Raw genomic sequence first — 19,593 nt, 5'->3', positions numbered from 1 at the left:
AAACCAAACATGAAGAAAAAACTACATCAGCAGCGTTAAGGAGAACAGGTTTAAAAGAAAAAAACCATGAACGTGTTACCAGCACATCCATGGATAAATATCTGAGTTAACCCTATAAAAACGAATTCTTAGGTCCATTTACGCATTAACCCAAACAAACAAAAATATGAATTTTAATCCTTTTCATCAAGGAAGGCATTCCTCGTGCCTGCCCAAAAAAATCTTGTTAATTATGAAACTCACCGTTATGATTATGATGACCATTATCATACATGCTAGTGCCAGCAGTTTCGCTCAGAAACTAACTTTTTCTGGTAGAAATGTTACGGTTGATAATCTATTTAAAGCAATTGAACAACAAACTCATTATAGAATATTATACGCAACAAGCATTTTAAATGATGATGCCAAAATTACGGTAAACTTTAAAGCTGCACCGCTTGAGCAGGTTTTAAATAGTATATTAAAAGATAAATCACTTACTTATACTATAGAACAAAATACCATCCTGATTAAAAAAGAAGAGCCTAGCTTTTTAGATAAAATTACATCAGTATTTACCGCTTCTCGATTTAACGGAAGAGTGGTTGACGAAAATAACAATCCCTTGGTTGGTGCTAGTGTAACGGTAAAAGGAACCAAAAAATATGCTATAAGCGGCTCAACCGGTAGTTTTGTACTCGATTTAGAAGCCAATGATGTTTTAGTAATCTCTTACATTGGATACGAAACTAAGGAACTGAGAATAACACAGGGCATTTTGCAAAGTGGAGTAGCAAGCTTGTTAGATATCAAACTTAACATTTCAGCTTCCTCGTTAGACCAGGTTCAGGTAATTGGCTACGGAACTACCACAAAACGAAATAATACAGGCGCTGTAAGTTCTATTACGGCTGCAGAAATTGGCAAGCAAACCATCGAAAACCCATTGTTAGCTTTGCAAGGGAGGATTTCGGGTGTTCAAATTACTCAAGATAATGGTTTGCCCGGAGCAGGTGTTAGAATGAATATTCGTGGAGCTTACACAGGTCTCTCTGGCGCTGGATTTATTCCATTATATGTAATTGATGGTGTTCCTTTTACGCTTTTTAACGGTACACAACCTGCTGCTGATAACCTGAATGCCAATGGAATTTCAGCTGCGAATGGAGCAATAAGTCCTTTTAGTGTAATAGCCCCTGAAGATATAGAACGCATTGACATTTTAAAAGATGCAGATGCAACTGCAATTTATGGTTCACGCGGTTCGAATGGTGTGGTATTAATTACCACCAAAAAGGGTAGCAAAGGCAAAACAAGCTATAACTTTAATTTAAACACTGGTATATCTGATGTGGCTAATTATATACCAATGATGAATACGCAAGAATATTTGGCAACCCGGAGAGCAGCTTTTGCGAGGTCGGGCGTTACACCTACTACTGCAAATGCATTAGATTTGGTAAGCTGGGACCAAAATGCATACACAGATTGGCAGAAATATTTTATTGGTCATACCGCACATACAACCAATTTAACAGGTTCGGTTTCGGGTGGAAACGCACAGAATTCATTTCTATTTTCATCTACGTATCGAAAACAAGGAACCATTTACGGAAGCGATTTTGGCGCAACAACATTCTCTAGCAGGTTAAATGCAGGGCATAAAAGTTTAGATGGCAGATTTAGCATCGATGCATCGGTAAATTATGCCTACATGAAAAATCTATTGCCCAATACCGATTTAAGTAGCATTTATGCCTTGGCTCCAAATTATCCGCTTTATAATGCAAACGGAACGGTAAATTGGACATCAACCAGTCCGTTATCTTACGACCCAAAGCGGACTGATGCACAAACTACCAATTTGTTTTCTAACCTAAATCTTTCCTACAAAGTTTTGGAAAATTTAACGCTTAGAGCAAATTTAGGATATACCACAACGCGGTTAAAACAGCAGCAAATCAACCCTGCAAGTTCGCAAAACCCTGCAACTTCACAGATAAGTACATTGCGATACGCAGATAATAACAACGACAATTATATTATCGAACCACAAGCCGTTTATAACGTAAAACTTGGTGAAGGAAATTTAGAAGCTTTGCTTGGAACAACCTTTCAAAAAACCAATGCAACAGGTATTTCATTATTAGGTACCGGATATAATAACGAAGGATTACTGTATTCTTTAACAGGTGCATCGGCTGTTACAACTTCTGCAAATGCAAACAGTATGTATAAGTACAATGCATTTTTTGGTCGCTTAAATTACAATTGGAAAGGCAAATACATTATAGATGGAACTTTTAGAAGAGATGGTTCATCACGTTTTGGCGACAATAATAAGTTTGGAAATTTTGGTGCTGTTGGAGCTTCATGGATATTCACGCAGGAAGATTTTATGAAAGACTTATCGTTTCTAAGTTTTGGTAAGTTAAGAGCAAGTTACGGCGTTACCGGTAACGACCAAATTCCTAATTATCAATACCTTGGATTATATGCAACTGCAGGTTCTGGCTCTAATTACGATGGTTCTACAGTAATTATACCATCAAATATTGAAAACCCTGATTTAAAATGGGAAACCAATAAAAAATTAGATATAGCATTAGAATTGGGCTTTTTTAGCGATAGGATATTCTTAAAAGCTGATTATTTCCGCAACCGCGTTTCGGATTTGTTAAACACCATTACAATTGCCTCGCAAACGGGAAGTACGGGTTATACCGCTAATTTAGATGCCACGGTGCAGAATAAGGGTTTTGAATTTGAATTAAATACTGTAAATATTGCCAGTGGTGATTTCAGATGGACAACCAATATCAACCTAACCATAATGAGAAATAAGCTTTTGGAGTTTGATAACCTAGCTAACACTTTTTATGCAAGTACTTATGTTGTAGGTGAACCAACTGATATTAGAAGATTTTACAATTACACAGGTGTAAATCCCGCTACAGGATTACCAACTTATAAAGATTTGAATGGTGATGGTATAATTAGCTTCGCGGGCGACAGGTATATCGGCTACTATGGACATCCATATTTTGGTGGGGTTAACAATAGCATAAGCTATAAAGGTTTATCACTCGATTTTATGTTTCAGTATAATCATCGTTACGGAATTTTAAATTCTACACTTAGCTCTAGTCCGGCAGGTATAAACTACAGTAATTTAAGTACAGCATTGCTTGATAGATGGGGAGCAGTAGGCGATACGGCACTTTTCCCCGCGGCATCAACAGTTAATGATCCATCATATGGCAATCTTTCTTCATCAGATGTGAACTGGGGCGATGCATCTTACCTGAAATTAAAAACCGTAAGCTTAAATTATGCCTTGCCAAAATCGGTTATCAGTAAACTTAACTTATCCAATTTAACAGTATATGTTCAGGGGCAAAACCTGTACACCTGGGCGAAGCAAAAATATACTTACGATCCTGAGTCTACCGTTCCGGGCACTGGTTCGGCATTAGGCACAGGTCAGTATATCGCAGCGCCACAAGTGCGTACAATTGTTTTTGGTTTAAACTGTTCATTTTAATTTATCAAAATCATGAAAATTAATTATATGTTTTTTAAAAGGATTATGTTGCTTGCATTTGTTGCTTTTTCCTTTGCTTCTTGTAAGAAATTTGTAGAAGCCGATTTGGCAACAAACCTAATTTCACGGGAAAATGCTTTTGCTACAGATGCTTCAGCAACAAGTGCTACACTTGCATTATATTCTTACTTTCCCACGGTCAATTCGCTTCAGTATGTTACCTGGCTTGGTGGCCTTTCGGCAGATGAGTTGCAAAATACAACCTCCACTTCTGATTTGATTCAGTTTTCTCAGAATGTAATTCCATCGAACAACTCATATTCATCATCTTATTTATGGGATTATCCTTATCAGGTGATTAGAGAATGTAATCTGATTATAGATGGTGTGAATAAATCTACGGGTGTATCAGCAAATGCCAAAAATCAACTAACAGGCGAAGCTAAATTTTTTAGGGCTTTAATGTATTTCAATATGGTTAATTATTTTGGTGGTGTGCCAATTAGTTCGGATGTTATCGAATTAAATAATGCTTTTAAGCCAAGAGCATCTGTCGCTGAAACTTATGCGCAAATTCTAGCTGATTTAAAAGATGCTCAAAATTTATTGCCCACCAATTATGTTGGTACAGCCACGTTAAAAGTGAGGGCAAATAAATGGGCAGCTACCGCTTTATTGGCAAAGGTTTATTTGTATAATAAAGATTATGTAAATGCAGAGGCAGAAGCAACTAAAGTAATTGGTTCTGGTACCTACAGCATGGCAACAGTAGCGAATGCATTTGTAAATACAAGTCCTGAAACCATTTTACAATTATCTACACAATTTGGTGCTTCTGGTTTTACATTGTACCGTACAACTAGCTCGGCGAATAATGTAGCGCCACCACAATATGTATTGTTTAATAATTTTACTAAGGATTTTGAGTTAAATGATAGCCGTAAAACCAGTTGGATAGATTCTACAACATTTAATGCGGTAAAATATTATAGAATTAATAAGTATAAAGTTCAAACGGCAACGGCTGCAACATTAGGTAATGAATATACTGTACTTTTTCGCCTTGGAGAATTGTATTTGATACGAGCAGAAGCCCGAGCGCAACAAGCAAATGTAGCAGGCTCACAAAGTGATTTAAACGTGATTAGAACAAGGGCAGGATTGGCAAATACATCTGCTTCAACCCAATCAACATTGCTTACTGCAATTGCCAAAGAAAGAAAATTAGAGTTATTCGGAGAATTTGCTAACCGATGGTTCGATTTGAAGCGTACAGGTACTGCCGATGCTGTTTTAGGTCCACTAAAATCTACCTATAAAACAACTGCGCAGTTGTATCCAATTCCTTTAGCACAAATCGTTTTAAACAATACTTTAACCCAAAATCCGGGATATAATTAAATTCTTAAGGCTATTAAAACCAATAAAAAACATAATATGAAATTAATTAAATCAACTTGTACATTCTTATTGCTTATTGCAATATGTAATGTAGCAAATGCCCAAAATAAACCAGTTGCTGATACCACAATTAAATATTTAGATAAATTGGTTTTGTCTAAAGATTCGGCTGATAAACAAATTTTGAGGAGCAAATTAGCAGCTTTATCTACTGCTAAAACAGAAAAGCAGGTTATGACGGCAGCCAATTATTATTATAAAATTGGCGATGCAAAGCAATCTGAAAAGCTGTACAAAGAATTACCAGCCCGTTTTCCTTTAGGTACTCAAGCTAGGGGAGAAGCATCAAAGGGTTTTTATGAAATGAAAACTGCTGCAGAGGCAGAAGCTGCTTACAAAGCTTGGATTAAAAAGTTTCCGCCAGAAAATTATGAAAACAAAGAAGTGCCAGACCGTTTGGATTATGATTATGTGCGCTCTATGATAGCAAACAAATTCGCGGCAGAGAAAAACGTTGCAAAAGCCAATGCTTATGCCAAAATGCTTGAGGTTGATTTTTGGAAAGGTAACGCATACTCGGGTTTAGCAACAGCTTTTTATAAAAATGGCGACTTGGAAAATGCAGAAATGTATGCTAAAATGGCAATGGATAATGCATTTTCATATCTCGATGGAAAAAAGGGAAATGAGAACTATGCTAAGTTTTCTGCATCAGGTTATCCGGGTTTAACCAGTACGTATGCTAATATTTTATTCGAAAGGAAAAAATTTACCGAAGCATTAAAATATTCGGAGATGGCTTATCAAAAAACTACAACTTTAAATCCGCAGTTAAACTATCGCTATGCTCAAATTTTAATGGGTTTGAATAGAAATCAAGAAGCTTACGATAAATTGGAGGAAGTTGTGAAAGCCGGAAAAGCTAACCCTAAAATGGCAGAAGATTTTAAAAAGCTGTACATAAAAGTTAAGGGAAGTGATGTAGGTTTTGATGCTTACGCTGCGGCTATTAGAAAAAGTTACCTTGAAGCCTTGAGTAAAAAATTAACTAAAGACATGGTAAAAGAACCAGCTGCTGGCTTCACTTTAACTGATTTAGATGGTAAGCAAGTTGCTTTGGCAGATTATAAAGGCAAAATTGTGATTTTAGATTTTTGGGCAACCTGGTGTGGGCCATGTAAAGCTTCTTTCCCGGCGATGCAGATGGCAGTAAATAAATTTAAAGACGATGCTAATGTTAAGTTCTTATTTATCCATACTTGGGAAAATGTGGCAAATCCTACGGAAGATGCGAAGGCATTTATTGCTGGCGCAAAGTATAATTTCGAAGTTTTAATGGATATTAAAGATGCTCAAACTAAAAAGAATAAAGTTGTTAGCAGCTATAATGTTTCTGGTATTCCGGCCAAATTTGTAATAGATGGCAACGGAGATGTAAGGTTTAAACTTACCGGTTTTGATGGGAGTAATGAAGCCGCCGTTGATGAATTGACCATGATGATTGACATGGCTAAAGCAAAATCTTAACCGGATTTTCTGATAAATATTTTATTGAAAGCGAGGTGCTTTTGCTGGATAAAATGAACTAGCAAAAGCATCTCGTTTTTTCTTTTAACCTGAATTCGTTTCTTAAATTTAATATTCTGCTGTTTTATCGCCATATTGCTTGTAGCCACGTCTTGCTGAATTTATTTCAGCATCTTACCTCCAAAAAAAGACCCTGAAATGAATTCAGGCTTTCGTAAACTAAAGAAAAGCAAGTTATTAATCAGATGAAGAAAAATTAATAATCGAAGGTTAAAAATGTCTCTTTGTGGTATCAAACGATTTAGGATAATCATAACAAAACCCGGGGACGTGGGGCGGGTTTTGTTTCTTAACTGACGGCTAAAGTACAAGCCAAAGACAGCATTAAACAAATTTTCTGAATCAATTCTACATCAATGCCACAAAAATTGGCGTATTCATCAAATGTAATGTATTGATCTTTACGCTTATTGAGTACAAATCTTAAATTTCTAAGCACCCTTTGTGCTTGCGCTAAACTTTTTCCAGTTAAGATGCTAACATCCTTCGGATAAATACATACTCTTTTCATGTGTTGTTTGGTTAAACCGCAACGAGTTGGGAGGTGCCATAGCTTTATAATTTTGATTTACCGAGTTAAGCCCTTAACAGCGGATCATCTACGCTTCAACTACGCTTCATCTACGGATGGAGACTAAGGGAAAAGCAAATTGAATATTATTTTGACTTAATAGCAAATTATTCTGTTCATCAATACAAATTCCATAAGCTGACACATTAGTAGTTTGCTATGTGTGTAAATGTAAAAGATGCTCCTGTTACTGCGCCGCTGTGGCCGATTCGAAATAATCCCGCCAGAAGGTTATTGCACCGTCCTCGATGAAAGCGATGATTTTTTGAGAAATTGTAGTTTATAATAAAGTAAGTAATTTCTTAAAGTCTTTATTACTTTGAGGCTATGGGTAGTTGATGTCATATTTATTTTATGTTGATTTTTTGAGCACAGACAATCTATGTTCTATTCCCCATTCGATCATCTTATCCATAACATCTGTAATCGATTTTCCTGAATTAGATAATTCGTATTCAACGGTTACAGGTATAGTGTCGTAAACATTTCGAACAAGCATTCCATTCAGTTCCAATTCCTTTAGCTCTTTGCTTAACATTCTTGGTGTTATTTTTGGAATATTGCGCTGTATTTCGGTAAAGCGCTTTTTGCCAAAAAGAACGGAGGCTATAATTGCCAAACGCCATTTTCCACTAATAACATTCATGGTGTCATTGATGTGTATTACATACTGACCTGGACAAGATTTGAAGGTTTTAATACTTTCCATGTTTCCTTAATTATAAAAAGCTGTCGCTATACTTAAGTATATCACTATACTTTAAGAAGTAAAGATACTATATCTTCGCTTCACAATCTTTAAAAATTAGAAATTATGATTTTAGTAACAGGAGCAACAGGAAATTATGGTAAGTCAACCATTAACGCTTTATTGAACAAAGGTATATCGGCAAGTATTATTTCGGCTTTAGTTAGAGATGCAGCAAAGGCGGAAGATTTGAAAGCGAAGGGGATTAGCTTAAAAGTTGGCGATTACGACAATTATGCCGGATTGGTAGAAGCATTTAAGGGAGTAGATAAGTTATTATTGGTATCGGGCACCGACCTTGTTAATCGTACAGAACAGCATAAAAATGTAGTGAAAGCTGCAAAAGAAGCGGGTGTGAAACATATTTTATACACCAGTTTCGAGCGAAAAAATGAAAGCGAAACTTCACCGATTTATTTTCTTGCGAAATCGCATCTCGAAACAGAAAAATTAATTAAAGAAAGCGGATTGACTTACACCATTTTTAGAAACAATCTCTATCTGGATGTGTTACCGATGTTTTTTGGCGAACAAGTTTTGGATACTGGAATCTTGTTTCCTGCCGGGGATACAAAATCTGCATTTGCTTTGCGTGATGATATGACTGAAGCTACTGCTAATGTATTAGCAAGTGAAGGACACGAAAACAAAGAATATTCATTGAGCAATACCGAAAATATATCATTACAAGAAATAGCTCAAAATTTAAGTGAAATCGTTGATAGAGATATTAATTATGTAAGTCCACCACAAGATGTTTACGTAGAAACATTAACAAAAGCGGGGGTTCCTGCTCAATATGTTGGTATGTTTGCAAGTTTTGCCGAGACCATTAAGCAAGGAGAATTTTCATCTGAGAAAACAGATTTAGAAAATCTTTTAGGTAGAAAACCATTGACTGCTAAAGCGTTTCTAAAAGAAGTTTACGGCACTAAATAACATTTTTGTATATGCTCTTTATATAGCGAACAATTTTGAAAGTTAGCTATATAAAGGCCATATAAACTTGACCTAGTTTAAATGCGATTGAGGTAAAAAGGCGAAAAATTTGTTCTTCACACCTTAAGAATTGTTTCGCATTCAACTTCTAGTATGTTCTGCGCCTTCTAACCAAAACATTTCATGAAATTCACTTTAAGGTAAATGATAAAACATACTTTATGCTTCGCTCCGGTTTTGGGATATATAGACATCCCTATCTCTATGCACAAAGAATTTTAATTTATCTAAAATAATTTCAAAAACCGCTGAACAATCTGCTACAATTACTGTTGATTTTATATTCATTTTTAGAATTGGAAACTAATTTCATCATCCTAAATTGTTAAGCAACCTTCCCGTATTAAAAGAAAGTAAAACCTTAAGGTATTTTAGTTTCTTCTATTTGTATATCATGCAGGGCATCCCTTCGGGTTTTGCACTTACGGCTGTGGCAAATTTTCTTGCTGCAAAGGGTCTATCGTCTTATTCGGTTGGTTCATTTATCGCTATTGTGGGTTTGCCATGGGTGCTGCAGTTTATCTGGGGACCAATAATAGATAGGTATCAATTCTCTGTAATCGGTCATCGAAAACATTGGGTTGTGCTAACTCAAATCCTGGCATTTATTGCTTCATTGGGATTGCTTATGGTAAGCGATCCGGTAAAGCAAATTTCACTTTTATCATTACTGTTTTTTATCCACAGCAACTTTGCCAGTGTTCAGGATGCAAGTGTAGATGCCATTTCCATTTCTATAGTGCCCGAGGAAGAAAGAGGACGTGTTAATGCATTTATGAGAGGTGGATATTTGTTGGGTATTGCGGCAGGTTCTGCAGGTTTATCTACCATTTTAAATCACTACGGGTTCTTTTATGCAGCGGCTACTCAATCGGCACTTTTGCTGTTCTTTACGGTATTAACATTCATTATTAAACTCGATTCTACAGATAATTACCTTCCTGTTTTTAAACCAAAACCTATTTGTAATGAAGCTAATCAAAATGATAACCCAAAATTAAAATGGTTATTTACCCAATTGTATAAGGCCGTAACAGAGAAAACCAGCATTAAAACCTTTTTACAAATTGCATTGGTATATACCTGTTTGAGTATATTCATCAGAGGTTTTTCCTATCATTTAATTCATAATTTGCATTGGGCAAATAATGCGGTATCGGTTTTACAAGGCGGTTGGGGAACCATAGCCACACTTACAGTTACCTTATCAGGAGGATATATTGCCGATAAAATTGGGGCAGCAAAACTCCAGCGGAAGGTGATGATAGTTATTGCTTTATTTCTAATCACTTTTTCACTTTTAGGGAGTTTTTGGTATATCAAATCCATCAGCATAACCGGTTTATTGCTATTTAATTTTGCCGATCCAATGTTTAGTGTTGCTGCAATGCCTGTATTAATGCTGCTTTGCAGAAAGCGGATAGAAGGCTCGCAATTTACAGCTTATATGGCTATGGTAAACTTTTGTGATGTATTGGGTTCTTACTTTTCTGGTTGGGCAATGACCTTTGCCTCTGCATCTCAAATTGGGGTAGCTTGCGGGCTTACCATTCTGTCGGTAATCCTTTTTTATCGGCAAAAACAGGCTAATAATTCGCCTTCTGATATCTAGGTTGATAAAGTCTATCCACTTTATTCTTTACGATTCGATGATGCTATGCATTTACTCCATGATAATCCATAATTCTATAAGTTATTGATTTACTGCAAGATATTTACTGCTAAATTATTATAGTTTATATTAATAGCATTCTTCAAAGCAAAATTTATTAAACCTTACCGTTATAAAACCTACATAAAAACTAATAGGAGATTTTAGGAACAATGTGTAAAAAATTATGTTGGACTAATAAATGCCTTTAGTAAAAAAGGAAATAGATAGGGATAAATAAAATGGAAAACAGCAAGAAAGAAGAAGAGAAAGGTAAAGTTGGTGTAATACCTACCGAGGAAATTGAAGGTAGTGATGCCGATAAAGCTTATGATGAAAACGGAGATTTCGCAAAACCTCAGGTTGAGGAGGTTGACCCAAAAAAAACCGATACACCTCCAGGCAGCGATGCTGATAGTTAAGCTATAAAATAATAATACATAATAAATTGAATGGGCGAAAGCCTGATTAAAATCTACCTACATGAAAGCAGCAGTATTTCACAAACCTGGCGATATCCGCGTTGATACCGTTCCGGATCCGGAAATTTTAGATCCAAGAGATATCATTTTAAAAGTTACTTCGACAGCAATTTGTGGTAGCGATTTGCACATTTTAAGTGGCGCAGTGTCTCAGAAAGACCCAATGGTTATGGGTCATGAATTTATGGGCATTGTAGAAGAAGTTGGTTCGGCAATTACAAACCTTAAAGTTGGAGATAGGGTAGTTGTTCCTTTCCCAATTTCATGCGGAAAATGCTTCTTTTGTACTCATGAAGCATCTCCAGCTTGCGAAGAATCTAACTACAAAAATTATGGCCCGGCAGGTAATGTGGCCGACCAAAAAGGTGGGGCGCTTTTCGGTTATACCGATTTATATGGCGGTTATTCTGGGGGTCAGGCTCAATATGTACGTGTTCCGTACGCAGATGTTAGTCCGAGGGTTGTACCCGAACACCTTAGCGACGACCAGGCGCTTTTTCTTACAGATATTTTCCCTACAGGTTGGTCTGCCATAGATTGGGCACAATTAAAAGGTGGCGAAACGGTAGCTATTTTTGGTTCTGGTCCGGTTGGTTTAATGGCGCAAAAGGCAGCATGGATTAATGGAGCAGCAAGGGTTATTGCAATCGATCCGTTAGATTATCGTTTAGAAAAGGCCCGAATGGCAAACAATGTAGAAACATTAAATCCACATAAAGTTGATGTTGTTGAGGCAATAAGAGAAATAACTGGTGGCCGTGGTGCCGATGTTTGTGTTGATGCAGTAGGTTTCGAACCTGAGCGTAGTTTAATGGATAAAGTTAAAGCCACATTCAACTTCGAAAAGGGTTCTATGAAGGTATTAGAAATGTGTTTCGAATCTGTTAGAAGAATGGGTACCGTTTCGATTGTTGGTGTTTACGGTTCTCCATATGATAATTTTCCGCTATTTAGGATGTTTGATAAGGGCATAACCATTAAACAAGGGCAAGCGCCTGTTGTGAATTATATCGATAAACTTATCGGTTTGGTTGACGAAGGAAAAGTTGTTTTGGATGATATTATTACCCATACGCTACCTTTAGAAGATGCAGCTCATGGTTATAAAATATTTGATGAGAAGCAAGAAGATTGTGTTAAAGTGGTTTTGAAACCTTTTTAAGTTTGAATTTAGGCTGTCGTAAGTGTTTACGGCAGCCTAAGTTTGTTTTAAAGTATTACTAATTGCAATAGAGATTGCTTCGTTCCTCGGTATGACGGTAAGGCAGTCGTTATAGATAGGTACGAAACAATCCTCAATTTTTATAAAACTTTAATTCATTACTTAAATTTTTAGCCAATAAGTTTTCTCCATTCTCTTTTCATGTTGGCGTAAGTTGAATTAGCTTCGGCGTTTTTATAGGCCTGGTAAAAAATCTCGGCAGATTTTGCCTTTTCTTCTGAGCCTGTTCCTCGTTCTAATGCTTTATAATCATGCTCTTTATCATACTTCTTTCCACCTTTATAATTTGCATATCTTCTGGCTCGGGTGTAGCCCATCTGAAGATATTTTCTTGCCATATCCGCACCAACGAAATCATCAGCTTCTACATATTTGGTAAACATTTCGGAAATTTTCCTACTACTTTCTGTGGCAATTTCAGGAGTTTTAAATCGCCAAAATTGTCCAATCTCCGATTTATATGGCTCGCAAATTAATACACCCTGTTCACCTTTACCAACTCTATACTTTTCGGGGTGTGCTCTGTAATCGATATCTGGTTTCCACGGATAAACGTCAATCTCAAAATTAAGGTAAGATGGCTTTTGGTTTGATGGCATAAATGGATAACGATATTGCTACGGTAAAGTTTTTCCCAATAATTACTTAGTGAAATTTGATGAACCGCAACAACACATTAATTCAAAATTTGTTAAGCAATAAATTAATAACTATTAACAGGATTATGCGAAATTTAAAACCATCTGGAATATCTGGTGTTAGTAATGTAGCTGATCTTTATTCAACTTTTATGTTAAGGAAGACAAGGTCAGCAACAAAAAACAAATGAAGCAAATCATATTGGCCGAAGATCACAAAGTAATTAGAAACGGCGTCAAAATGTTACTGGAATCCACTAACCAGTACCAAGTTCTATTCGAAGCTAGTAACGGACAGGAGGTTATCGATGCATTGGATAGAGGTTTGATTCCTGACCTGATTATTTCCGATATTGGCATGCCTGAAATGGATGGCGTAACTATGATTGGGCAACTCAATCAATCGCATCCTAAAGTGCCGGTTCTTATTATGTCGATGATGGAAAACTATACCAGTTTATATCAAACCATAAAAGTTGGAGCGAAAGGTTTTTTAACTAAGGCAGTTGATGCTGAAGAACTTTTCTTTGCCGTTAACAGGTTAATAATGGGCGAGCGTTATATTTGTGCTAGTTTAGTAATACCAATTGTAGATCAGGTAATTGATAGAGAATTGGCATCTGGTTCAAAAGTAGATAATACTGATTTTTCATCACGAGAAATAGAGATTTTACAACTTATTGGTCAAGGCCTTACCAATATGGAAATGGCCGATAAACTTTTTATTAGCAAACGTACAGTAGAAGGACATAGACAAAGTTTAATTGATAAAACGGGCTCTAAAAATACAGCTGTATTAATGCGATATGCTTACGTAAACGGAATTATCGAATAAAAAAATTCCTAACTATGGATATTTCAGTTTCGCAATACTATTCGGGAATAAGCGGCTTACTTTTGCCTGTTCCGAATAAAACTCATTATCCAACAGAATTTCAAGATCGTTCGAGGTTATGCTATTATAGTTCTTTGTTAAACAGCATCGAAATAAATAGTTCTTTTTATAAAATTCCGCAAGCAGCAACCCTAAAAAAATGGTTTACAGAGGTTCCCGATGATTTTAAATTTACATTTAAACTTTTCAAAGGCATAACACATCAACCTGGTTTAAACTTCGATGCTGCCGAACTTTCTAAATTTTTCGATGTAATTGCGAATGTAGGGCATAAAAAAGCTTGCGTTTTAGTTCAGTTTCCACCAAGTGTTCGCATCTCTCATTTTACTCAATTACAAAATCTAATGGCATCATTACGAGATTGTGATCCATCAAATCAGTGGAAAATTGCTTTAGAATTTAGGCATACATCTCTTTACACCGAAGAAATAACTGAATTACTTACCGAGTATAATCTGGCTTCTGTTATTCATGATAAAGGCAATGCTTCGAGCCCGATGCATTTAGATGAATCTCCTTTTGTTTATTTGCGGTTTCACGGGCCGGGCGGAAATTACAAAGGCAGTTATTCGGATGCATTACTTGCAGAATATGCCAGCTATATTAAAGATTGGATGGAAGAAGGCAAAACTGTTTTTACATACTTTAATAATACCATGGGCGATGCACATGGTAATTTAAACATGTTGCAAAGCATGGTTAAAGAAGGTATGGAATAGAAAGTGTTTTTATTGAAGATATAAATTCGTTAAAAAATACGCTTTACATTATGGTTTAAAATTTAAAACCTGCATCGATTTAATAATTTCTTCTGCATAGGGTAAATAAAGCTTTCTCGAAAATGGATTTTCTGCATCGGCATCCCACAAACCCGAATGATGCCAGTAATGCAGGTGATCCCAATCCGGGCGATCGATAATGGGGTATAAACAAATGCCTTTAAGTGGTACACCAAGTTTTAGTGCTTTAATACATTCTTTGGTAATCAATTCTAACCAATTCGGACGATGCTCACCAGGATGGCTGGTTTCTGCAAGTACAATGGGTAATCCATAGCGATGATAAGCTTCGAGAAACAATGATGAAAGTCCTCTCCACCTTGGATCTGGTTCTAAATTTGCCCAAGGCAATTGTGAAAAATCACTTGCTACCCATTGGTTGTTGTAATAGAAATTAAAACCCATAAAATCAATCAAATCTTTCGAGCCGCCTAATTCAGGACACATCAATCCGGTTAGCATATCAGTTGCCTGATATTGAACAAAATGTGCTTCTTCAGCTTGTAAAATCATCTCCATTGTTGCATCTAATGAAGGTACAATATTCACAATGGGTTCTGTACTCATGATTTTAGCCTCTGGATTAATACCTTTAATCGCTCTGATAGCCAGAATATAAGCTCGAACTAAGGCATATTTTACATCCCAACCCATACCTCTGGCGTAAGGTGTTGTACTTGCATGGTCGCCGCCCAGCCACGAAATAAAACCTACTTCATTTATCGGCGTCACAATCATGCTTTCGCCGGGGCAATATTCTTTGTAAAAATTTGTAAAGGCTATACAAACTCCAACAAAACGATCAGCAAAATGTGGATGCAATGGAGATAAATCATCCGGATAGCCAAAGTGGCAAATATCCCAGATTTGTTGAATATTGCCAATCCTTGCTGCGTCGATCATTTTTGCTACCGTAGAAAAATCATATTGGTATGGTTTAACTTCTACATGGCTCCAACGAATGCCTTCTCTAACGGTATTTATTCCGATACCATTAATCAGTTTGTAATCGTTATGGATGTTTGTTATGTGACCGGTTTCCGTTAATAAATCAACACGATTGCCATAATGGTTTAGCTGATCTGAACATTCAAAACCAGCCATCCAAAAGGTTTTAAATGGATATTCATCTACCATTAACTGGCAAGTAATTTGTCGGTTTCGAATAATGTCCAAAGTATTTTCTTTTTCATTTCCTCGTAAGTATTTTCCCACGATTTATCTTCCAAAAATGCATCAACGTTTTTCTTCCAGGTTACTTCATTTTTTGCTGCAAGTGAATATTCAATAGCCTCTATAAATTCATCAGCATTGGATGCAATACTTACCAATTTTTCAATTCCATACGGTTTAACCACATCGCGAATGGGAGTAGAAACAACCCTTAAACCCGCTGCAAGGTATTCAGGCGTTTTTGTTGGGCTAATAAATCTTGTAGAATTGTTAATTGCGAATGGAATTAGTGCAACATCCCATCCAGAAAGGTAAGCAGGCAGGTCCTGGTAGTTCTTCTGACCTAAGTAATGCAAATTTTCACCCGCTGGTAAACTATCAAAAGATACTTTAACTACAGGACCTAACAATACGATTTGCCAATCTGGGCGTTTTTCGGCAACAGCTCTAATTAACTCTGCATCAAATCTTTCATCAATAACACCAATAAAACCAAGTTTAACTCCGTTAATTTGAGCCTGGTCTGCAGGTTCTGTTTCAACCTTGCGAGCCTTGCTAAAATGCTCTTTATCGATACTGCTTGGAAAAACATGTATATTGTTATGATGCTCTTTTTTTGCCTCATGTAAAGAATAGCCGCCTGTAAAAACAACATCGGCCGTTTTAAGCAAAGCTTTTTCCATTAACACCAATTCTTTCGGTGCAAAATCAAATGCAGAAAGTTCATCCATGCAATCGAATATGGTTAATGCTGCGGCATGCTGATCAGAAAATTGAAGCGCCATAGGTGTGTAGTACCAAAAAATCCAATCTGCCATGTCCGCATCACCTAAAAATTCGCTTAACAGTTTACGCATAACTAGTTTTTCCTCATCCTGATTTTTACCATGTTGCAAACGGGGAGTAATTATGGTAAGTTGATGATTACGGTTATCAAATGATAAATGATCGGATACATGATCTTCGAAAATTGGTTCCTCAAGTATAAATACGTTCATTTCTCTGGCAAACCGGCTCATTAAATGTTGAGGGCGCTGAAAAACAAAATCCCAACGTAGGTGAGAGAAACAAAGTAAATTTTTAGGTAAAATAGGTTTTTGTATATTCATTTTAGTTTGATGTATTAGTTTGTAGAATTAAAATGTGTAGCAGTTGCTTTTAAGGCTGAGCCAATTATTTGATGCATATCATAGTATTGATAAGTAGCCAGTCGGCCGCCAAAAATTACATTTTTCTCTTTTTTGCTTAATGATTTATATTTTTCGAATAACGCATTATTATGCTTGTCGTTAATGGGATAGTAAGCTTCCTTTTCTGGTGTCCAATCTTCAGGAAATTCTTTTGTTACAACAGTTTTGGGCTGTGTACCAAATTCGAAATGCTTGTGTTCTATAATTCTGGTGTAGGGAATATTACGTTCGGTATAATTAACTACGGCATTGCCCTGGTGGTTTTCTTCGTTAACTATTTCGTGTTCAAATCGTAAGCTTCTGTATTCTAACCTGCCAAATTGATAACCATAAAACTGATCGATATTTCCTGTAAATATTACATGCTCGGCCATTGCTGTCCAATCAGCTCTGTTTTCAAAAAAATCTGCCCCGGTTTTAACTTCGCAATCGCCTAAAAGGCCATCGATAAGTTTGTTGTAACCACCAATTGGTATGCCTTGATATTTATCATTAAAATAATTGTTATCATAAGTGAAGCGAACAGGCAACCGCTTTATTATAAACGCTGGTAACTCATTGGCTGGTCTGCCCCATTGTTTTTCGGTGTAACCTTTGATTAGTTTTTCGTAAATGTCTTTACCAACCAAAGAAAGTGCTTGCTCTTGCAAATTGGAAGGCACAGTTATCAAGGCTTGGTCTATCTGTGATTTAATAATTTCACGAGCTTCATTTGGCGTTTTTACACCCCAGAGCTGGTAAAACGTATTCATGTTAAAAGGCAGATTATAAAGTTGCCCTTTGTAATTCGCCAGCGGACTATTCGTATATCGATTAAATTCTACGAAAGAATTTACATAATCCCAGATATCTTTATCGTTGGTATGAAAAATATGTGCACCATATTTATGTACGTTTATATCCTCAATTTTTTCGCAATAAACATTTCCACCAACATGATTTCTCTTATCAATAATTAAACATTTTTTACCTCTTTTTATCGCTTCATGGGCAAATACACTTCCATACAGTCCGCTTCCAACTATTAAATAATCATATTTTTTCTTTTCTATCATATTTGTTAAGCCTGTACTTTATAAACATTTTGTTTCTGTGCGATTGAGAAATTTTATTGAAATCTCACGAGTTGATTTCTATTTTTCTCCCACTATTCTTAATGAAAATTATCAATAAGAATGGTTCAGAAATCAGCCTGTTAGTTGTGGAAACGGTGTTTATAGAACTCGTTTTTTTCGCCTTTGTTTACCAGATTAAAACATTCAGGTATTCCGCTTTTATTGGCAAGTAGTTATATCGTTTTAAGATGTTAATCCTGTAAATAAAGGAATGATATTGTGGTTATTGATTATAGCAGAGCGGGAATGAAATAAACTAAACAAATGATTGAAATTTGATGTTGTGAAATAGTAGTTCAGTATAAAAACGCAAACATTAAAAACATAACTGTGATCTCTACTGCAACTAACATACATGCATCAAGAGAAACATTCATCCTTTAGAACTTATCAAAGCAACGGTTTAATCAACTTATATGAATCAAAGTTTACCTAAAGAAGCCAAATTTTTATTCCGAGGAAAAGTACATCCTTCACTAAAACTATCTGTGATTGTTCCGGCTAAAGATGAATCTGACTTTATCGTTAAAACACTCGATGCACTTCGCATTCAGCTTAACGATTTGGGCATAGCTATTGATTCTGGTTTGTATGAAGTTTTAGTGTTGGCCAATAATTGTAATGATGATACTTATGAAATTTGTAAGAAATATCAGCAGCGCTACAGAACCTTTCATTTGCATGTAGAGTGCATCCAGTTTGAACAAAAACATGCACACATTGGCACAGCCAGAAGATTACTGATGGATGCTGCTTACCGCAGATTGACAAGTGTAACCGGTTTAAAAGGGATTATTGTTTCTACTGATGCTGATAGTGAAGTTGCACCAGATTGGATTTACCATATTTTGAAGGAAATAGCAACTGGTGCTGATGTTGTTGGTGGCAGAATTTTACCGCGAGATACTCCTAAGATTAGCAGAAAACATCATTTAAGAGATGTTACCTATCGATTTTTGAAAAGCCGTTTAGAATCGTTGATTGATCCATCCGATTCAAATCCATGGCCCCGCCATTTTCAATGTTATGGACCAAGTTTAGCAGTAACTTGCGAAATGTATGAGCGTGCCGGGCGCTTGCCGATTATCCCTTTTTTAGAAGACGAAGAATTTAGGAAAGCCTTAAATAGGGTCGATGCAAAGATTCGTCACTCGCCACATGTTCGTATTTATACTTCTGGCAGACTTGATGGAAGAGTAAAATTTGGATTTTCGGTTCAGCTTAAACATTGGTCGGAAATGAGCTTAAGAAGTGAAGAGCAATTGGTAGAATCGTTGGATACTTTAATTTTCAAGTTTGAATTTAAAAATAAACTGAGGAAAATATGGAATGCTGAGTCAAAACAAACCAATGCACTAACTTTAACGCAAGTTGCTGATTGGTCGGGCTTTGAAGTTGCAACCTTAATTAATATTTTTAATACCAGCATATATTTCGAATCTCTTTGGGAAAAAATAGAGCAGTTGCTTCACGGAGAGGATAAAGACATATTAAAATTCGAACCAATTAATCTGGTAATCTCTGAAATGCGTTTGTATTTTAATCAGAGAAGCGAATTAAATATCAAAGTGTTGAGTACGGAGTTAGTTTTAGATGCAGGTGCTTTGGCTGGGTAG

Annotated in this window: 16 protein-coding genes; 10 read left to right on the top strand and 6 right to left on the bottom strand. The window is 36.2% G+C overall.

Annotated elements, in window-relative coordinates; genetic code table 11:
• The first annotated feature begins 232 nt into the window (after positions 1-232).
• From ACFOWA_RS08670 to ACFOWA_RS08660, 3 genes are read left to right on the top strand one after another with little or no spacing between them, the layout of a single operon-like run.
• Entirely contained in the window at positions 233-3,526 is a 3,294-nt protein-coding gene (locus ACFOWA_RS08670; RefSeq protein WP_378984055.1) for a SusC/RagA family TonB-linked outer membrane protein, read from the top strand.
• 12 nt (positions 3,527-3,538) lie between these two features.
• A complete protein-coding gene (locus tag ACFOWA_RS08665; protein ID WP_378984052.1) occupies positions 3,539-4,927 on the top strand; it encodes a RagB/SusD family nutrient uptake outer membrane protein in 1,389 nt (462 codons plus the stop codon).
• 36 nt (positions 4,928-4,963) lie between these two features.
• Positions 4,964-6,454, top strand: a complete 1,491-nt coding sequence (locus tag ACFOWA_RS08660; protein ID WP_378984050.1) for a redoxin domain-containing protein — start codon at positions 4,964-4,966, stop codon at positions 6,452-6,454.
• Between the two features lie 349 nt (positions 6,455-6,803).
• Here ACFOWA_RS08660 and ACFOWA_RS08655 read toward each other — a convergent pair whose 3' ends face one another.
• Together ACFOWA_RS08655 and ACFOWA_RS08650 are read right to left on the bottom strand one after the other, a co-directional pair.
• Positions 6,804-7,025, bottom strand: a complete 222-nt coding sequence (locus ACFOWA_RS08655) for a hypothetical protein (RefSeq protein ID WP_378984048.1) — start codon at positions 7,023-7,025, stop codon at positions 6,804-6,806.
• A 412-nt stretch (positions 7,026-7,437) separates the two neighbouring features.
• The gene (locus tag ACFOWA_RS08650) at positions 7,438-7,794 is read right to left on the bottom strand and encodes a winged helix-turn-helix transcriptional regulator (protein ID WP_378984045.1); all 357 of its coding nucleotides are present in this window, start codon (positions 7,792-7,794) and stop codon (positions 7,438-7,440) included.
• Positions 7,795-7,899: 105 nt separating this feature from the next.
• Between ACFOWA_RS08650 and ACFOWA_RS08645 the strand changes: the two genes are divergently transcribed.
• From ACFOWA_RS08645 to ACFOWA_RS08630, 4 genes are all read left to right on the top strand, one after another.
• On the top strand, positions 7,900-8,772 hold the full coding sequence (locus tag ACFOWA_RS08645) for an SDR family oxidoreductase (protein WP_378984042.1): 873 nt from the start codon (positions 7,900-7,902) through the stop codon (positions 8,770-8,772).
• 382 nt (positions 8,773-9,154) lie between these two features.
• Positions 9,155-10,444, top strand: a complete 1,290-nt coding sequence (locus ACFOWA_RS08640; protein WP_378984040.1) for an MFS transporter — start codon at positions 9,155-9,157, stop codon at positions 10,442-10,444.
• Between the two features lie 281 nt (positions 10,445-10,725).
• Positions 10,726-10,905, top strand: coding sequence for a hypothetical protein (locus ACFOWA_RS08635; RefSeq protein WP_378984038.1), 180 nt, complete (start codon positions 10,726-10,728; stop codon positions 10,903-10,905).
• 61 nt (positions 10,906-10,966) lie between these two features.
• On the top strand, positions 10,967-12,127 hold the full coding sequence (locus ACFOWA_RS08630) for a zinc-dependent alcohol dehydrogenase (RefSeq protein WP_378984036.1): 1,161 nt from the start codon (positions 10,967-10,969) through the stop codon (positions 12,125-12,127).
• 170 nt (positions 12,128-12,297) lie between these two features.
• Here ACFOWA_RS08630 and ACFOWA_RS08625 read toward each other — a convergent pair whose 3' ends face one another.
• On the bottom strand, positions 12,298-12,786 hold the full coding sequence (locus ACFOWA_RS08625) for a DUF4385 domain-containing protein (protein ID WP_378984033.1): 489 nt from the start codon (positions 12,784-12,786) through the stop codon (positions 12,298-12,300).
• Between the two features lie 226 nt (positions 12,787-13,012).
• Here ACFOWA_RS08625 and ACFOWA_RS08620 point away from each other — a divergent pair, with 226 nt between their 5' ends.
• Together ACFOWA_RS08620 and ACFOWA_RS08615 are read left to right on the top strand one after the other, a co-directional pair.
• Positions 13,013-13,660: a response regulator gene (locus ACFOWA_RS08620; RefSeq protein ID WP_378984030.1), complete on the top strand. Its 648-nt coding sequence runs from the start codon at positions 13,013-13,015 to the stop codon at positions 13,658-13,660.
• Positions 13,661-13,674: 14 nt separating this feature from the next.
• Positions 13,675-14,439, top strand: a complete 765-nt coding sequence (locus ACFOWA_RS08615) for a DUF72 domain-containing protein (protein ID WP_378984028.1) — start codon at positions 13,675-13,677, stop codon at positions 14,437-14,439.
• 48 nt (positions 14,440-14,487) lie between these two features.
• On the opposite strand, the gene ACFOWA_RS08610 is transcribed toward ACFOWA_RS08615, so the two are convergent.
• Genes ACFOWA_RS08610 through glf form a run of 3 tightly spaced genes read right to left on the bottom strand, consistent with a single transcriptional unit; the run spans position 14,488 to position 17,917 of the window.
• Positions 14,488-15,714, bottom strand: coding sequence for an amine oxidase (locus tag ACFOWA_RS08610; RefSeq protein WP_378984026.1), 1,227 nt, complete (start codon positions 15,712-15,714; stop codon positions 14,488-14,490).
• A complete protein-coding gene (locus tag ACFOWA_RS08605) occupies positions 15,636-16,781 on the bottom strand; it encodes a glycosyltransferase (protein ID WP_378984024.1) in 1,146 nt (381 codons plus the stop codon). Before ACFOWA_RS08605 ends, ACFOWA_RS08610 begins: the two co-directional genes overlap by 79 nt.
• A 14-nt stretch (positions 16,782-16,795) precedes the next feature.
• The gene (glf, locus tag ACFOWA_RS08600; RefSeq protein WP_378984022.1) at positions 16,796-17,917 is read right to left on the bottom strand and encodes a UDP-galactopyranose mutase; all 1,122 of its coding nucleotides are present in this window, start codon (positions 17,915-17,917) and stop codon (positions 16,796-16,798) included.
• 476 nt (positions 17,918-18,393) lie between these two features.
• Between glf and ACFOWA_RS08595 the strand changes: the two genes are divergently transcribed.
• Positions 18,394-19,593: a glycosyltransferase gene (locus tag ACFOWA_RS08595; RefSeq protein ID WP_378984020.1), complete on the top strand. Its 1,200-nt coding sequence runs from the start codon at positions 18,394-18,396 to the stop codon at positions 19,591-19,593.

This window comes from Pedobacter lithocola, from assembly GCF_042650845.1.
GTDB classification, from domain to species: domain Bacteria; phylum Bacteroidota; class Bacteroidia; order Sphingobacteriales; family Sphingobacteriaceae; genus Pedobacter; species Pedobacter lithocola.
This window is presented reverse-complemented; position numbering and strand designations above follow the sequence as displayed.

Excerpts from the sequence above, each read along its gene's own strand:
- ACFOWA_RS08670 (WP_378984055.1), top strand. The coding sequence starts at position 233 with ATGAAACTCACCGTTATGATTATGATGACCATTATCATACATGCTAGT.
- ACFOWA_RS08665 (WP_378984052.1), top strand. The coding sequence starts at position 3,539 with ATGAAAATTAATTATATGTTTTTTAAAAGGATTATGTTGCTTGCATTT.
- ACFOWA_RS08660 (WP_378984050.1), top strand. The coding sequence starts at position 4,964 with ATGAAATTAATTAAATCAACTTGTACATTCTTATTGCTTATTGCAATA.
- ACFOWA_RS08655 (WP_378984048.1), bottom strand. The coding sequence starts at position 7,025 with ATGAAAAGAGTATGTATTTATCCGAAGGATGTTAGCATCTTAACTGGA.
- ACFOWA_RS08650 (WP_378984045.1), bottom strand. The coding sequence starts at position 7,794 with ATGGAAAGTATTAAAACCTTCAAATCTTGTCCAGGTCAGTATGTAATA.
- ACFOWA_RS08645 (WP_378984042.1), top strand. The coding sequence starts at position 7,900 with ATGATTTTAGTAACAGGAGCAACAGGAAATTATGGTAAGTCAACCATT.
- ACFOWA_RS08635 (WP_378984038.1), top strand. The coding sequence starts at position 10,726 with ATGGAAAACAGCAAGAAAGAAGAAGAGAAAGGTAAAGTTGGTGTAATA.
- ACFOWA_RS08630 (WP_378984036.1), top strand. The coding sequence starts at position 10,967 with ATGAAAGCAGCAGTATTTCACAAACCTGGCGATATCCGCGTTGATACC.
- ACFOWA_RS08625 (WP_378984033.1), bottom strand. The coding sequence starts at position 12,786 with ATGCCATCAAACCAAAAGCCATCTTACCTTAATTTTGAGATTGACGTT.
- ACFOWA_RS08620 (WP_378984030.1), top strand. The coding sequence starts at position 13,013 with ATGAAGCAAATCATATTGGCCGAAGATCACAAAGTAATTAGAAACGGC.
- ACFOWA_RS08615 (WP_378984028.1), top strand. The coding sequence starts at position 13,675 with ATGGATATTTCAGTTTCGCAATACTATTCGGGAATAAGCGGCTTACTT.
- ACFOWA_RS08605 (WP_378984024.1), bottom strand. The coding sequence starts at position 16,781 with ATGAATATACAAAAACCTATTTTACCTAAAAATTTACTTTGTTTCTCT.
- glf (WP_378984022.1), bottom strand. The coding sequence starts at position 17,917 with ATGATAGAAAAGAAAAAATATGATTATTTAATAGTTGGAAGCGGACTG.
- ACFOWA_RS08595 (WP_378984020.1), top strand. The coding sequence starts at position 18,394 with ATGAATCAAAGTTTACCTAAAGAAGCCAAATTTTTATTCCGAGGAAAA.